The following is a 14,533-nucleotide window of genomic DNA, read 5'->3' as shown; positions in this document are numbered from 1 at the left end:
AGGTCACGTCGCGCGGGTTGCCCGGCCGCACGGACGTGACTCATCCCACGTGCGGTGGGTCACGTCCCGTCCGGCACACCCGCCCGCACGCCCGCACAGGGCGTCCCCGGGGTCCGTCCGCGCGACGTCTCCGAAACGCGCCCCGCCCGCCCCGTCCCGTCCCCGTCCCGCTTCCGTCCCGTACGACAGGGGTACCGGTGCTTGCCCGGACCGCCCCTACTTGTCGGGGCGTACGACGCCGAGTATCGGCATCGAGCCGGCGCCCGCGATCGTCACCGAGCGTCCCGGCCGCGGGGCGTGGACGATCGCGCCGTCGCCGATGTACATCCCGACGTGGCTGGCGTCGTCGAAGTAGATGACCAGGTCACCGGGGCGCATGTCCCGCACGTCGACGCGCGTGAGCTGCTTCCACTGCTCCTGGGAGGTGCGCGGGATGCCCAGCCCGGCGGCGGCCCACGCCTGGGACGTCAGCCCCGAGCAGTCGTACGCATTCGGCCCCTCGGCACCCCACACGTACGGCTTGCCGACCTGGGCGGTCGCGTACCGCACGGCCTTCCTGCCCTGTGCGGACGCCTTGCCGGCGACCTCCGCGAGGACGCCGGAGCCGAGCCACGCGGTCTGCGCCGCGTGCGCCGCGTCCTCCTCCAGCTTCGCGAGCCGCTTCTTCTCCTCGGCCGCGAGCTGCGACTCGAGCTTCTCGGCGGCGGCGATCCGCTGCCTGATCTTCTTCTTGGCGGCCGCCTTGGCCTTGCGGTTGGCCTCCAGCCGCCGCCACTGCGCGGAAGCGTCCTTCGTGTACTGCGCCAGATCCTTCTGCGTGCGCCCCAGTTCGCCGAGCAGGCCCTTGGTCGCGTGCTCGCCCTGACGCACCCGGCCCGCGCCGTCGAGATACTCCTGCGGGTTGTCGCTCAGCCACAGCCGGGCGTTCGGCGGCAGTCCGCCGCCGCGGTACTGGGCACGGGCCGCCGCGCCCGCCCGGTCCTGCAGCTTGTCCAGCTTCGCCTGGCCCTTGACGATCTCCCGGGCCAGCTCGACGAGCTGCGTCGACTGCTTCTCGGTCTTCTCCTCGGCGGCGTTGTACGCGTCCGTGGCGACCGCCGCCTCGTGGTAGAGCTTCTCCAGCTTCTCGCGGACCTCTTCAAGGTCCCTGCCGCTCCTGGGGGTCGCGCCGGACGACGGCGCGGGTGCCGGAGTGGGGCCCGGGTCCGCCGGGCTCGCGAACGCCGTGCCCGGGGCGCTCAACACGGTGACCGCGCAGACGAGAGCCACGGCCGCAGTGGTCAGGCTGCGCTTGCCGGATCCCATACTTCGCCCCCAAAGCTGATTTACCGTCAGTAACTTACGGTCGCCTGGGGGATCGTGCCACGCCGACGCGCGGTACGACAGAGGCGGGCAGCAACTCCCTACCCCTCTTCCCCGCTTCGATTCCCCCCGAGGCGATCTCCCCGCCTGTGTGACGAGCGACTCACGGAGTTCGTTCCCCGCGGGCCGGACGCCTCACGGCCGCCGGGTCCGCGCCCGCGACCCCGTGGACCCGTCACGTCCGCGGCGCCAACGCCTCCCAGAGCACCGTCACTTCACCCTGCCGCCAGCGCCCCGCTCCGTCCGCCACGGGCCAGCCGGCCGTCAGGGCGCGGACCGCGCGTATCCAGCGCTGCCGGGCGCCGTACGCGGCGTAGGGCGCGGCGGCGGCCCAGGCACGGTCGAAGTCCCGCAGGAAGGCGTGCACCGGCTCGCCCGGCACATTGCGGTGGATGAGCGCCTTCGGGAGCCGTTCGGCGAGGTCCGACGGGCGGTCCAGGGAGCCCAGACGGGCGGCGAACGTGACCGTGCGCGGGCCCTCGGGGCCGAGGGCGACCCAGACGTGACGGCGGCCGATCTCGTCGCAGGTGCCCTCGACGAGCAGCCCGCCGCGGGAGCCCCTCGGCGGGTCGGCGGGCGTGAGCCGCGCGCACATCAGCTCCCAGGCGGCGGCCACCTCGTCCTCGTCGTACTGGCGCAGGACGTTCGCCGCGCGGATCAGCGACACCCGGCCCGGCACCGGGACCTCGAAGCCGCCCCGCCGGAAGACGAGACCCTCGCGCTCGTACGGCCGGGCGACCGCGACGCGCTCCGGCTCGATCTCCACGCCCACCACGCGGGCCCGCGGCGCGGCGGTGCGCAGCCGCTCCAGCAGCTCGACCGCCGTCCACGGGGCCGCCCCGTACCCGAGGTCGACCGCGACGGGGTCGGCGGCGCGGCGCAGTTCGGCGCCGTGGGCCGCGGCGATCCAGCGGTCCATGCGGCGCAGGCGGTTGGGGTTCGTCGTCCCGCGCGTCACCGCTCCCACGATGGGGACCCCCGCGCGCGAGCGGGGCCGAGAGTGCGCGAGGGACGCGGCGCGGGCTGTCATGCGTACGAGGGTATGCGGCGGGCGCGGGCGGGCGGGATGCCTGTGGACAACGGCCGCGTACGCAGACCGTCCTCGAACGGTTGAGCGATGAGCGGTAATGATTCGGCAAAGAGGAAATGAGGCGGACTGCGCTGGCGTTCCCCACGGTGAAGGGCGACGTGCGCCCTTCGGACGGCACGCCCGCAGCGAGGAGGACCGCCACGTGAGCCAGTACGCCGGCAGGCTCGGGCGTCGCTCGGCGACCGCCCCCTCGAGGCTCAGGCTGCACCGCAAGCCCCGGCGCGTCGCCATGCTCTCCGTCCACACCTCACCGCTGCACCAGCCCGGCACGGGCGACGCCGGCGGCATGAACGTCTACATCGTGGAGCTCGCCCAGCGGCTGGCCGCGATCAACATCGAGGTGGAGATCTTCACCCGCGCGACGACCGGGGCCCTGCCGCCCGCCGTCGAGCTGGCCCCCGGCGTGCTCGTGCGGCACGTCGACGCGGGCCCCTACGAAGGCCTCTCCAAGGAGGACCTGCCCGCCCAGCTGTGCGCCTTCACGCACGGCGTCATGCAGGCCTGGGCAGGACACCGCCCCGGCTACTACGACCTCGTGCACTCGCACTACTGGCTCTCCGGCCACGTGGGCTGGCTGGCCGCCGAGCGCTGGGGCGCTCCCCTGGTGCACGCGATGCACACCATGGCCAAGGTCAAGAACGCGGCTCTCGCCGAGGGCGACACCCCCGAGCCCGCCGCCCGGGTCATCGGTGAGACCCAGATCGTGCGCGCCGCGTCCCGGCTCATCGCCAACACCGCCGAGGAGGCCGACGAGCTCGTACGCCACTACGACGCCGAGCCCGGCAAGGTCGCCGTCGTCCACCCGGGCGTCAACCTGGAGCGCTTCTGCCCCGCCGACGGCCGTGCCGCCGCCCGCGCCCGCCTCGGTCTGCCGCAGGACGCCCTGATCCCCCTCTTCGCGGGCCGCATACAGCCGCTGAAGGCGCCCGACGTGCTGCTGCGCGCGGTGGCCGTGCTGCTGGACCAGCGGCCCGAGCTGCGCTCGAAGATCCTGGTTCCCGTGGTGGGCGGCCCCAGCGGCAGCGGTCTCGCCAGGCCCGAGGGGCTGCAGAAGCTGGCGGCCCGGCTCGGCATCGCCGACGTCGTGCGGTTCCGGCCACCCGTCGGCCAGGACGAGCTCGCGGACTGGTTCAGGGCCGCGTCGGTGCTGGTCATGCCGTCGTACAGCGAGTCGTTCGGGCTGGTCGCCATCGAGGCGCAGGCAGCCGGTACACCGGTGCTCGCGGCGGCGGTCGGCGGCCTCCCGGTGGCCGTGCGCGACCAGCGGACCGGTTTCCTGGTGCGGGGGCACGACCCCGCCGCCTACGCGCGCGTGCTGCGTGATTTCGCCGACGACACCGAGCTGTCCGCCCGCATGGGCGCGGCGGCGGCGCGGCACGCGCAGGGCTTCGGCTGGGACACGGCGGCAGCCGCGACGGCGGACGTGTACACCGCGGCGGCGCAGGCCCACCGCCGCCACCTGCGCGGGCACCACGGCTGATCGCGGCGGCCCCGTAGCCCCCGTCCTGCGCGGATGTCGCAGCTGATCGTGGGCCCCGTGACCGCCGTCCTGCGCGGGCATCCCGGCTGATCGCGGCGGCCGAACCGGACGAGTGCCGGGGAGCGGTCCTGAGCGTCCGGGCAGCGCCGCGGCCTCCCGCGCGGGGCGCCGGGCCGCTGACGTACGCTCGCCTCATGGCTGACGCAGCGTCGATCGTGGAGCAGGCACTCACCGAGGCCGAACTGGAGTGGGAGAGCCCCCAACCGGGGTCGTACGTGGTGAAGCTGCCCGGGACGCGCAAGCTGTCGACGACCCTGTCGCTGATCGTCGGCAAGCACTCGCTCTCGCTGAACGCCTTCGTGATCCGCCACCCCGACGAGAACGAGGAAGCGGTCCACCGCTGGCTCCTGGAGCGCAACCTCAAGCTCTACGGCGTCGGTTACGCGGTCGACCGGCTCGGTGACGTGTACCTGGTCGGCAAGCTGCCGCTGGCCGCGGTGACGCCGGACGAGATCGACCGTCTCCTCGGCTCGGTGCTCGAAGCCGCGGACGGTTCGTTCAACACCCTCCTGGAGCTCGGTTTCGCGTCCTCGATCCGCAAGGAGTACGCGTGGCGGGTGTCCCGCGGTGAGTCGACCCGCAACCTGGACGCGTTCACCCACCTGACCCGGCCCTCGTCCGGCTGACCGGGGCGATGCCACCCACCGGGACGTTCAGCGGGAGCTGACGCGGTAGCGGCCGGGGGCCACGCCGACCAGCCGCTTGAAGTGACGGGTCAGATGGGACTGGTCGTAGAAACCGGTCGCCGCCGCCACCTCGGCCGGCCGCCCGCCCGCCAGCAGGAGCCGGCGGGCCCGGTCCACCCGGCGGGACATCAGGTACTGGTGCGGGGCGATGCCGTAGGCGGCCCCGAACGCCCGTACGAGGTGGGCGGGGTGGGCGTGCAGCAGCAGCGCCGCCTCGTCGAGGGCGATGCCCCGCACCACGTGCTCGTCGAGGAGCTCGCGCAGCCGGCGGGCGAGCGGACCGTCCGGCCGCCGCACCCCGGTGGCCGCGCCGGGCCGCAGATGCGTGCGCAGCCGCTCGCCGACCAGCGTCAGCCGGCTCTCCGCCTCCAGCTCGTCGCCCGTCCGTGCAAGGGCCGCGTGCACCTGCCCCACGCGGTGGCGCAGCACCGGGTCGACCAGGTCGGGCCTGTCGACCGCCGGCCCGATGAAGCTCTCGTCGAGCCGGCTCAGATCCAGGTAGAGGACCCGCTTGCGGAAGCCGTCCGCGGTCGCGGGCGAACCGTTGTGCGGGACGTGCGGCGGGAGCAGCGAGACCGTGTCGTGCGGGGTGCCGTGCTCGTGCCGGTCCAGGTCGTACCGTACGGCGCCGGCGTCGACGATCAGCAGCGTCCACGCGTCGTGCACGTGCATCGGGTACGCGTACTCGGTGTAGTGGGCGTGGAAGACCTCCACGACACCCGGGACGCGCGGGCGCCACGCGGAGATCTCGCGCTGGGCCACCATGCAAGAAACGTACAAGACCGCGGGCGCTCCCGGTCGGCAGTCTCGAGGCATGAGCAGCGAGAACACGCAGGGCACCGTCTCTCCCGGCACCGATTTCGGGGACGCGGGTCCCACGGCCGCCGGACCCGTCCGCTTCGACACCAGGATCGCTGTGCTGCTGCGCGACGACCTGGAGCCGTGGCAGCGCCTGAACGTCACCGCGTTCCTGGTCAGCGGCCTCGGGGCGAGCGTCCCCGAGGTGGTCGGCGAGCCGTACGAGGACGCGGACGGTGTGCCGTACCTGCCGATGTTCCGTCAGCCGGTGCTGATCTTCGAGGGCTCCAAGGAGACCCTGACCGCCGCGCACACCCGCGCCCTCACCCGGGCCCTGCCGCGCGCCGTCTTCACCGCCGACCTCTTCACCACCGGCAACGACCGGGACAACCGGGCGGCCGTACGGGCCGTACCGACGGCCGACCTGGACCTGGTGGGACTCGCCGTGTACGGCCCGCGGAACGGGGTGGACAAGGTGCTGAAGGGGTCCCGGATGCATCCGTGAGGCGGTGGGGCGGGTGACCGGGCGGCTCAGACGGCGGTCACCCCGGGGGAGGCGTCCGGGCGGCTCAGACGGCGGTCACCCCGGGGCGGGTGTCCGGAGCGGGACCGGCGGTCGCTGCCACCGTCGTCCTCCCGCCGGTCCCCTCCGACAGGCCGGCCGAACGGCCGTCCGCGTTACCCTCCGCGGCCGTACCGCCGTGCAGTCCCGTGGACGGTGCCGCGGTCGTACCACCGTGCACTCCCGTGGACGGTGCCGCGGCCGTACCACCGTGCACTCCCGTGGACGGCGCCACGGGCAACTCCGCCGGCAGTCCCGCGGACGGGTCCGTGGGCAGGCCGGACGACAGACCCGCGAGGGATTCCGCGGGCAGGCCGGACGGCAGGCCCGCGACCGGTTTCACGGCCGGACCCACCGGCGCCCGGGGCGGCAGGCGTCGCATCAGGGCGCTGTACCCGGCGGCCGCCACCGTGCCCACGACCGCGCACATCGCCCACAGCCAGGCCGCGCCGAACCGGTCGATCACCACGCCGGACATCACCGGCGCCACGAGGGCGGCGAGCGACCAGGACATGGTGTACATGCCCTGGTAGCGGCCCCGCCCGTGCACCGGGGAGAGCCCGACGACCAGCCCCGTCTGCGTGGGCGCGTTGACGATCTCGGCCAGCGTCCACACGCACACCGTCAGCGCGAAGAGGCCGACCGACCCGGCGAACGCGGTGAGCCCGAAGCCGTACCCCGCGAGCAGCGACGAGATCACCAGCAGCCGCCTCGGGTCCCGGTGCTCGATGAAACGGGTGACCGGGATCTGCAGGACGACGATGAGGACGCCGTTGACGGCGATCGCCAGCCCGTAGTCCGCCGCGCTGAAGCCCGCCTCGCCCATCGCCACCGGCAGCCCCACCGAACCCTGCTGGAAGATCAGGGCGACCAGGAAGGACAGCCCGACGACGCTCATGAAGCGGCCGTCGCGCAGGACGGCGCCGAGACCGGCCTCCGGTTCCGAGGCCGCCTTGGCCGTGGGCACCGGCCTGGACTCCGGCAGCTTGGCGAAGACGACGAGCGCGCAGACCAGGGTCATGCCCGCCTCGATGAGGAAGCCGGCCAGGTAACTGAACTCGGCGATGAACCCGGCGGCCGTCGAGGAGACGGCGAAGCCGAGGTTGATGGCCCAGTAGTTCAGGGAGAACGCCCGTACGCGGTCCTCGGGGCGGACGATGTCGGCCATCATCGCCTGCACGGCGGGCCGGGAGGCGTTGCTCGCCATGCCGACGACGAAGGCGACACCGGCGATCGCGACCGGGTCGTGGACGAAGCCGAGCACCGCGACGGACACCGCCGTCGAGGTCTGCGCCACGAGCAGGGTGGGCCGCCGCCCGAGCCGGTCGGTCATCACCCCCGCGCCGAGCGAGGAGATGACCCCGCCGAGGCCGTGCAGGGAGGCGACGAGACCGGCGTACGAGGCGGAGTAGCCGCGGTCCAGCGTCAGGTAGAGCGCCATGAACGTGGCGACGAACGCGCCGAGGCGGTTGACGAGGGTGCTGGTCCACAGCCACCAGAACTCGCGGGGGAGTCCCGAGACGGTTTCTCGGACGGCGCGTCTCATGACGGCGAGCGGCATCGGATCCCCCACAGGTAAGCGGCTCAGGCGGTGAGCACAACTTACGAGCGGCCGGGGTCGCGGAGCCAGTCGATTAACAGATGCCGTCAAGTGTCCGGCTTCCGGGCAGGCGAGCGAGGGGACGAAGGCTTCGATTACGCTCGGAGCCATGGCCGACGCACCGTACAAGCTGATCCTCCTCCGCCACGGCGAGAGCGAGTGGAACGAGAAGAACCTGTTCACCGGCTGGGTGGACGTCAACCTCACCGCGAAGGGCGAGAAGGAGGCGACGCGCGGCGGCGAGCTGCTCAAGGACGCCGGCCTGCTTCCCGACGTGGTCCACACGTCTCTCCAGAAGCGCGCGATCCGCACCGCGCAGCTCGCCCTGGAATCCGCCGACCGCCTCTGGATCCCGGTCCACCGCAGCTGGCGCCTGAACGAGCGCCACTACGGCGCCCTCCAGGGCAAGGACAAGGCGCAGACGCTCGCGGAGTTCGGTGAGGAGCAGTTCATGCTCTGGCGCCGCTCGTACGACACCCCGCCGCCGGCGCTGGACCGCGACGCCGAGTACTCCCAGTTCAACGACGCCCGCTACGCGGCCCTGCCGCCGGAGCTGCGCCCGCAGACGGAGTGCCTGAAGGACGTCGTCGTGCGCATGCTGCCGTACTGGTTCGACGGCATCGTCCCGGACCTGCTGACCGGCCGCACGGTCCTGGTCGCCGCCCACGGCAACTCGCTGCGCGCCCTGGTCAAGCACCTGGACGGCGTCTCGGACGCCGACATCGCGGGCCTCAACATCCCGACGGGCATCCCCCTCTCCTACGAGCTGGACGCCGACCTCAAGCCCGTGAACCCCGGCGGCACGTACCTCGACCCGGACGCTGCGGCGGCGGCCATCGAGGCAGTGAAGAACCAGGGCAAGAAGTAGTAAGCGGTACTGATCGAGCCCCCTGCCTGCGGGTTCTCCGCCGGTAGGGGGCCTGTTTTTGTGTCTGGGCCGTCTCTGGGCCGTCTCTGGGCCGTCTCTGGGCCGTTGGGTGCGGCGACGCCAACGGCGGACCCGGATGTCGAGGACGATCAGCAGCGCAACGGGGACGGCGATCTCGGCAGGGGCATCAGCTCAGAGGGCGAGCGCACCGTCGGCCGTGCCGATGAGCTCGATGGGCATGTCGCGGGACAGATGTCGACGGTGACACCTGTGCGTGGGACCATCTGGCCTCCATCTGTGCTCGGTTCCTGGCCAGGGTTTCCGAGTGCCTCCACCGAGTGCTTCTCCGCCTCGTCGACCGCGAACTGCCAGCGCATTTCGGTGGCCACCCGGTCCGTCACATACATGCAGCGGTCCCCGGCGAACGGGGACAGATCCGCGGCAACGGCCACTCCGAACGCGAGTCGGCCTGCGACCAAGAAGGTCGGGAAGCGCCGGCCTCTTCGGCGAGGAGGTCTCGGCGGCACCGACGAGTAGGCGTAGACGCACGAAGGCGCCCGAGACAATGTGCCGGGCGCCTTCGCGTCAGTCAGTCGAGTCCCAGATAGATGCCCAGGATGTCCCCGATGACCTCCATCTCGTCGTGCGTCAGGTAATGCTCGAGGCCACCCGTCACGTACTTCGTGTCGATAGAGCGGATCTGATCGATGAGCAGCCGCGTGGACACTCCGTTGAACTCGATCTCGGGGCGAAACTCGGCCGGCTGGGCTCTGGTGGACGTGGGGATGACGGTCACCACCGACCAGTGATCCCGCTGGATGCTGACGACCAAGCCGTAGCGTCGGCCAGCCTGTTCGCAACCGCGCTTGGGCTCACCGAGATCGATGGGGTAGATGCCGCCACGGATCACGACGCTGACCGGGTGGCGCGCAGATCGACGGGCTTGCCGCTGTCGTCATAGCCCCAGTCGTCCGGCTCGTCACTGAGATCTTCGTCGGCCAGACGCGCCATGTCGGCATACATGCGGTCGCGCGCAGCCTCACGTTCCAGACGCCGCAGTGCGCGGCGCAGCAGGTCGGAGGCGGATTCGCCTTCACGGATCAGCGCGCCAATGATGCGCTTGTCCTCGTCGTTGGTGCGGAACGCCACCGTGGCCGCCACGGCTTCGGTCTTCTTCGTAATGGTCTTCGTCGGCTTCGCGCGCTTTTGCGGCTGAGGGTGGATGCCGGAGCCGTCGCCGGCCTTCTTCCTATTGGAACGGGACGTCGCCTTCTTGATCGTCCCGGCAGCCGCCTGCGTCGTCTTCTTCTTGGGGGGCGTGGCGGCAGTTGCTCGATTTGCCTTCGTCGTCGCCATACGTCCCACCGTACGATCCTGTTAAACAACTGTCAAACAGGATCCAACTGAGACCAAGCCGCGGAGCACAGAGGCGCTGCCTGCTCCTAGGCTTCCTCAGTCGCACGCGCACATGCACCGCCGTATTCACCTGCAACCTGGGCGGCAATGGCGGAGCGTCTCCGTCGCAGGTCAACATGAGCCCAGAAGAACGCGTGTCCGGTGCGGGCGACCGGGGACCTGGGGCGTGGGTTCACGGGGAGGCGTGGTGGTGCCGGCGGTGGCGGGGGGTTTCCTGGCGTGGTGGCAGAGTGAGGGTGATCTGGCGGACGAGTTGCTGGAAGCATGCCAGCGACGCGACGGCGGGTAACGCGGCTGCGGCGATTCCGGTGACGGTCCTCTCGGCCTGCACCACGCACAGCATCATCGCGATGGACGAGAACAGCAGAACGATGAACCACGAGTGGAGTGCGCGGCGCCTGTGCAGGGCGCTTCGCAGGATGGAGAGAGAGGCGACCATCCAGGGGCCGTACACGAGAATGGGCCACCAGGGAATCAGCGCGCTCTTCGTGCCGGACGTGATGTTCTGAAGGGGTCTGTGGGCGACCATTCCGCCGAAGACGCTCACCATCGCCGCAAGGACGGCGACGAAAGCCACGATCAGGAAGCTGCCGGTCTGCAGCCACTTGATCCGAATCTTCCGTACTCGCCTCTTACGGTGCCCGGCGGAAGAGCTTCGGGCGGGTGGCACCCGGTAGCTCTCATCGGGGCCCGCGGCCGCAGCCGTGGTCCGCGAAAGGCGCTCCGCCGGATCGGTGAAGTCGACGCCCGGTGCGAACTCGCTGCGAGGCGGCGGGACCTTGGCCACCGGCTCCGCAGGAACGGCCTCCTGCAAGAGATAGGTGAGCTCCTCGACCGGGTCCCAGCCCGAGTCGGGGGGCGCCAGGGGAACCCCTGTGTGCACGGGACCCCCGGTGTGCACGGCATCGGCAGGACCGCCTCGCCAACCGGTACCCGCCGAGTCGGGGTAGGGGTCGGAGGACCATTCACTCCGCCCGAAGGAGGGATCCGCGTAGTTGTGATTCACGGACCATCACCTCCGTCGCGCACGATCCGCGTAGAAGTCGGAGATCCCCTGGCCGTTCCACCGCTGATTGAGTTCATCCTGGGCCACCCCGAGCAGGGCGAGGAAATCACGGAGCAGTGAATCAGTGACGCAGAGTTCGACTCGCGCGCCGTCCCCGTGCAGACTGCCACGCATCTGGAGCGTCGAGTCCGCCACGCCGGGCGTACAGATGTATTTACCCGCTGTCACGGCACGGGCCGCAAGCAGATCACCCTGTCCCGCATCGCGGTGAGGCGAGCCACTTGCCCTTGCTTTCGTCATATTCCTCTAACGCGACTCCTGCTCCCCTGATGCGCGGCAAAGGAGTGAATGTGGCGTAGCGGAAAGTTTAGGAGATCTGCTCTTCATTTAAGCCCGGACGTCTGCATTCAAGCCCGGAGCAGTCCCTTCGCCGCGCTCGACGCGGCCGGTGTCCCGGCAGCTTGCGTGCCCGCGTTCGGCGGGCGTCGAAGACGCGGCGCCCCGCCTGGCGCGGTGCGAGCCCGCATCGCGCGCCGGATGTCATTGGGCTGGATGGGCGTGAGCAGGTTTGACCGGAACGTCCCCGGTCCATGGCTGTTGACGACCCTTCAACCCCCAAAAAGGGAGTCTTCATGCGCATGCGCACCATTGTCGCCGCCGTGGTCCTGTCCGCCGGTTGTGTGCTGGGCGGTTCCGCCCAGGCCATGGCAGGCGACTGGGGCGGTCAGGGCGACAACGACGGCAACGTGTCCGGCTGCGGGATCGTCGCCGGCGCCGGTGGCGGTTACGCCTACTACGCCGAGGGATGTCTGAAGATCGACGGCGGCAACCACTACGGCGATGACGAGGGTCAGGACGACGGCCGCAACAACGGTCACGACGAGGGCCGCTACAACGGTCACGACGAGGGCCGCTACAACGGTCACGACGACGGCCGCAACAACGGTCACGACGGCCACGACAAGGGTTACGCGGGCATGTCGGACCCGCTGCACCTCGGTGGCGTCCAGCGCTGACGCCCGGAGAACGGGAGGGGCCCCGCCCGACCAGGCGGGGCCCCTTCGGTGTCGTACCCGGTCAGCCGCACTGGCAGGGGTTGCCGGACTGGCAGCCGCAGCCGCAGCCGGAGCCGCACCCGCAGGCACCGAACAACGGAAGACTCTTGATCTCGGCGGGCTGCTGGGTCTCGCGGTCCTGCGTGGGATCGGACGTGCTGGGAGATTCGGCCATGGGTCCCTCCTTCGGACACGAAGGTGTGTGGTGCGGTGCGCGGCACACGCCGCACCGCACAGCTTCCGTTCTCCCATTGCACGCCCACCCGGGCGGGCGCATCAACGGCGCACGGAGGCTTCCCGGTGCCCCCGGGAGCCGGCGCGCCAGGACTTCCGGGCGCCCCCGGGAGCCGGGCTCAGGCCCCCTCGGTGCCCGTGACCGGCTGGATGTCCGTCAGGAGGTCGTCCGCGTGCTCACCCGTGACCAGGTACACCACCCGCTTGGCGACGGACACCGCGTGGTCGGCGAAGCGCTCGTAGTAGCGCCCGAGCAGGGTGACGTCGACCGCCGTCTCGATGCCGTGCTTCCACTTGTCGTCCAGCAGGTGCTGGAAGAGGGTGCGGTGCAGCAGGTCCATCTCGTCGTCGTCCTGCTCCAGCTGGAGGGCGAGGTCGACGTCCTTGGTGATGATGACCTCGGCCGCCTTGGCCATGAGGCGCTGCGCCAGCTGGCCCATCTCCAGGATCGTGGCGTGCAGGTCGTGCGGGATGGCCCGCTCGGGGAAGCGCAGCCGGGCGAGCTTGGCGACGTGCTGCGCCAGGTCGCCGGACCGCTCCAGGTCCGCCGACATCCGCAGCGACGTCACGACGATCCGCAGATCCGTGGCCACCGGCTGCTGGCGGGCGAGCAGTGCTATCGCCCGGGCCTCCAGCTCGTGCTGCAGATCATCGACCTTCTCGTCGGCCGCGATCACGCTCTCGGCCAGCTTCAGGTCGGAGTCGAGGATGGCCGTCGTGGCGCGCCCGATCGCCGACCCGACAAGCCGGGCCATCTCGACCAGGCCCTCGCCGATCGAGTCCAGTTCCTCGTGGTACGCGTCCCGCATCAGGATGTCCCTCTCTCACGTCTTCTCGGGGGTTCCGGGGGCTGGGCCCAGACCGCCGGACAGGCCCTGTGAACCCCACGCTCCCACGGTCTGCCCCGTACGCGTCCGTTTCCGTCACCCCAAATGAACCATCACTGGCTCCCAGGTGAACTCTGGGCGACGAGTGTTCGAGGTCGCACTCGGATGGCTGTGGCCCGGAGCGGCGACATGCCTAACCTGGGGGCATGGACGTGAACGCGGCGGTCGCCGCAGCGGCAGCGATCGCCGGAGTACTCACCGGTGTCATCGCCATGCTGGCGTTCCGCTGGAGCGAGCGCGACCAGAAACGACCCACCAGGACCTCTCTGCACACCGATCCCGTGCTTCCCCCCGGCGTGGACACGGTGCTGTCCGTGCTCCGGTCCTCCGCCGTCGTGCTCGACGAGGCGGACGCCGTGGTGAAGGCCAGCTCCGCCGCGTACGCCCTCGGGCTGGTGCGGGGCGGGAAGCTGGCCGTCGAGCCGATGATGCAGATGGCCCGCGACACCCGCCGCGACGGTGAGATACGGCAGGTGGAGCTGGATCTGCCCCGGCGCGGCACCGGCCGGGGAGAGGCGCTCGCCGTGTCCGCACGGGTGGCGCCGCTCGGCTCCCGGCTCGTGCTCCTGCTGGTCGAGGACCTCACCGAGGCGCGCCGGATCGAGGCGGTACGACGCGACTTCGTCGCGAACGTGAGCCATGAGCTCAAGACGCCCGTGGGAGCGCTGTCCCTGCTCTCCGAGGCCGTCATGGGCGCCTCCGACGATCCCGAGGCCGTCGAGCGTTTCGCCGGCCGGATGCAGATCGAGGCCACCCGCCTCACCAACCTCGTACAGGAACTCATCGACCTGTCGAGGGTGCAGAACGACGATCCCCTCGAGGACTCGGAGCCGGTCCGCGTGGACGAACTGGTGGCCGAGGCGATCGACCGCTGCCGCCATCAGGCGGGGGCGAAGCAGATCACCATGGCCTCCGGCGGCACCGCCGAGCTGCGCGTGTGGGGAAACCGCGGTCAGCTGGCCGCCGCCCTCGGCAACCTGGTGGAGAACGCCGTCAACTACTCGCCGGCCCGCACCCGGGTCGGCATAGCCGCGCGCCGGGTGACCGCGCCCGGCGGAGACCTCATCGAGGTGGCCGTGACCGATCAGGGCATCGGCATCTCGGACAAGGACAAGGAGCGCATCTTCGAGCGCTTCTACCGCGTGGACCCGGCCCGTTCCCGTGCCACCGGCGGCACCGGCCTCGGACTCGCGATCGTCAAGCACGTGGCCGCCTCGCACGGCGGGGAGGTCACGGTGTGGAGCTCCGAGGGCCAGGGCTCCACCTTCACCCTGCGACTGCCGGAGGCGGGCGCCGCCGCCCGCGACCGCCCGACCGATCACCACATGCCCGGACTCGACGAAGACGACGAGAACGAGCAGCCCCACGGGACGACCACCGTCTCATCCCCGTACGAACCGCTTCCTGCCCCGGAGGTCCTTCCGTGACC

General features: G+C 71.1%; 16 protein-coding genes. 6 read left to right on the top strand and 10 right to left on the bottom strand.

Annotation, left to right across the window (positions count from 1 at the left end):
- Positions 1-216: 216 nt before the first annotated feature.
- Entirely contained in the window at positions 217-1,305 is a 1,089-nt protein-coding gene (locus tag AC069T_RS21595) for a C40 family peptidase (RefSeq protein ID WP_478784290.1), read from the bottom strand.
- A 232-nt stretch (positions 1,306-1,537) separates the two neighbouring features.
- Positions 1,538-2,329, bottom strand: coding sequence for a class I SAM-dependent methyltransferase (locus AC069T_RS21590; protein ID WP_478784354.1), 792 nt, complete (start codon positions 2,327-2,329; stop codon positions 1,538-1,540).
- Positions 2,330-2,594: 265 nt separating this feature from the next.
- Here AC069T_RS21590 and mshA point away from each other — a divergent pair, with 265 nt between their 5' ends.
- Together mshA and AC069T_RS21580 are read left to right on the top strand one after the other, a co-directional pair.
- The gene (mshA, locus tag AC069T_RS21585) at positions 2,595-3,932 is read left to right on the top strand and encodes a D-inositol-3-phosphate glycosyltransferase (RefSeq protein WP_478784289.1); all 1,338 of its coding nucleotides are present in this window, start codon (positions 2,595-2,597) and stop codon (positions 3,930-3,932) included.
- A gap of 194 nt (positions 3,933-4,126) precedes the next feature.
- On the top strand, positions 4,127-4,618 hold the full coding sequence (locus tag AC069T_RS21580; RefSeq protein ID WP_478784288.1) for a type III secretion system chaperone family protein: 492 nt from the start codon (positions 4,127-4,129) through the stop codon (positions 4,616-4,618).
- Positions 4,619-4,645: 27 nt separating this feature from the next.
- On the opposite strand, the gene AC069T_RS21575 is transcribed toward AC069T_RS21580, so the two are convergent.
- A complete protein-coding gene (locus tag AC069T_RS21575; protein ID WP_478784287.1) occupies positions 4,646-5,443 on the bottom strand; it encodes an AraC family transcriptional regulator in 798 nt (265 codons plus the stop codon).
- Positions 5,444-5,492: 49 nt separating this feature from the next.
- Here AC069T_RS21575 and AC069T_RS21570 point away from each other — a divergent pair, with 49 nt between their 5' ends.
- On the top strand, positions 5,493-5,981 hold the full coding sequence (locus tag AC069T_RS21570; protein ID WP_478784286.1) for a DUF2000 family protein: 489 nt from the start codon (positions 5,493-5,495) through the stop codon (positions 5,979-5,981).
- A 64-nt stretch (positions 5,982-6,045) separates the two neighbouring features.
- Here the strand turns inward: AC069T_RS21570 and AC069T_RS21565 are convergent, their stop codons facing one another.
- Complete coding sequence (locus AC069T_RS21565; RefSeq protein ID WP_478784285.1) at positions 6,046-7,599, bottom strand: MDR family MFS transporter; 1,554 nt, start codon at positions 7,597-7,599, stop codon at positions 6,046-6,048.
- A gap of 148 nt (positions 7,600-7,747) precedes the next feature.
- Between AC069T_RS21565 and AC069T_RS21560 the strand changes: the two genes are divergently transcribed.
- The gene (locus AC069T_RS21560; RefSeq protein ID WP_478784284.1) at positions 7,748-8,506 is read left to right on the top strand and encodes a phosphoglyceromutase; all 759 of its coding nucleotides are present in this window, start codon (positions 7,748-7,750) and stop codon (positions 8,504-8,506) included.
- 589 nt (positions 8,507-9,095) lie between these two features.
- Here the strand turns inward: AC069T_RS21560 and AC069T_RS21555 are convergent.
- The 4 genes from AC069T_RS21555 to AC069T_RS21540 all read right to left on the bottom strand — a co-directional run bounded on the left by AC069T_RS21555 (position 9,096) and on the right by AC069T_RS21540 (position 11,156).
- Positions 9,096-9,416, bottom strand: a complete 321-nt coding sequence (locus AC069T_RS21555) for a type II toxin-antitoxin system PemK/MazF family toxin (RefSeq protein WP_478784283.1) — start codon at positions 9,414-9,416, stop codon at positions 9,096-9,098.
- Positions 9,413-9,862, bottom strand: coding sequence for a hypothetical protein (locus AC069T_RS21550; RefSeq protein ID WP_478784282.1), 450 nt, complete (start codon positions 9,860-9,862; stop codon positions 9,413-9,415). Before AC069T_RS21550 ends, AC069T_RS21555 begins: the two co-directional genes overlap by 4 nt.
- A 232-nt stretch (positions 9,863-10,094) precedes the next feature.
- A complete protein-coding gene (locus tag AC069T_RS21545) occupies positions 10,095-10,805 on the bottom strand; it encodes a DUF2637 domain-containing protein (RefSeq protein ID WP_478784281.1) in 711 nt (236 codons plus the stop codon).
- Positions 10,806-10,934: 129 nt separating this feature from the next.
- Positions 10,935-11,156, bottom strand: coding sequence for a hypothetical protein (locus AC069T_RS21540; RefSeq protein ID WP_478784280.1), 222 nt, complete (start codon positions 11,154-11,156; stop codon positions 10,935-10,937).
- A 410-nt stretch (positions 11,157-11,566) separates the two neighbouring features.
- On the opposite strand from AC069T_RS21540, the gene AC069T_RS21535 reads away from it, so the two are divergent.
- Positions 11,567-11,944, top strand: coding sequence for a hypothetical protein (locus AC069T_RS21535; RefSeq protein WP_478784279.1), 378 nt, complete (start codon positions 11,567-11,569; stop codon positions 11,942-11,944).
- A 61-nt stretch (positions 11,945-12,005) separates the two neighbouring features.
- Here the strand turns inward: AC069T_RS21535 and AC069T_RS21530 are convergent, their stop codons facing one another.
- Together AC069T_RS21530 and phoU are read right to left on the bottom strand one after the other, a co-directional pair.
- Entirely contained in the window at positions 12,006-12,158 is a 153-nt protein-coding gene (locus AC069T_RS21530) for a hypothetical protein (RefSeq protein WP_478784278.1), read from the bottom strand.
- A gap of 178 nt (positions 12,159-12,336) precedes the next feature.
- Complete coding sequence (gene phoU / locus AC069T_RS21525; RefSeq protein ID WP_476754395.1) at positions 12,337-13,026, bottom strand: phosphate signaling complex protein PhoU; 690 nt, start codon at positions 13,024-13,026, stop codon at positions 12,337-12,339.
- A gap of 224 nt (positions 13,027-13,250) precedes the next feature.
- Between phoU and phoR the strand changes: the two genes are divergently transcribed.
- Positions 13,251-14,531 (top strand): two-component system sensor histidine kinase PhoR, encoded by a 1,281-nt coding sequence (phoR, locus tag AC069T_RS21520; RefSeq protein ID WP_478784277.1) that lies wholly within the window; start codon positions 13,251-13,253, stop codon positions 14,529-14,531.
- Positions 14,532-14,533 lie beyond the last annotated feature (2 nt).

This window comes from Streptomyces sp. NPDC043867, from assembly GCF_056435845.1.
The sequence above is the reverse complement of the archived record's forward strand: the minus strand, read 5'-3'. Positions and strand labels throughout refer to the sequence as shown.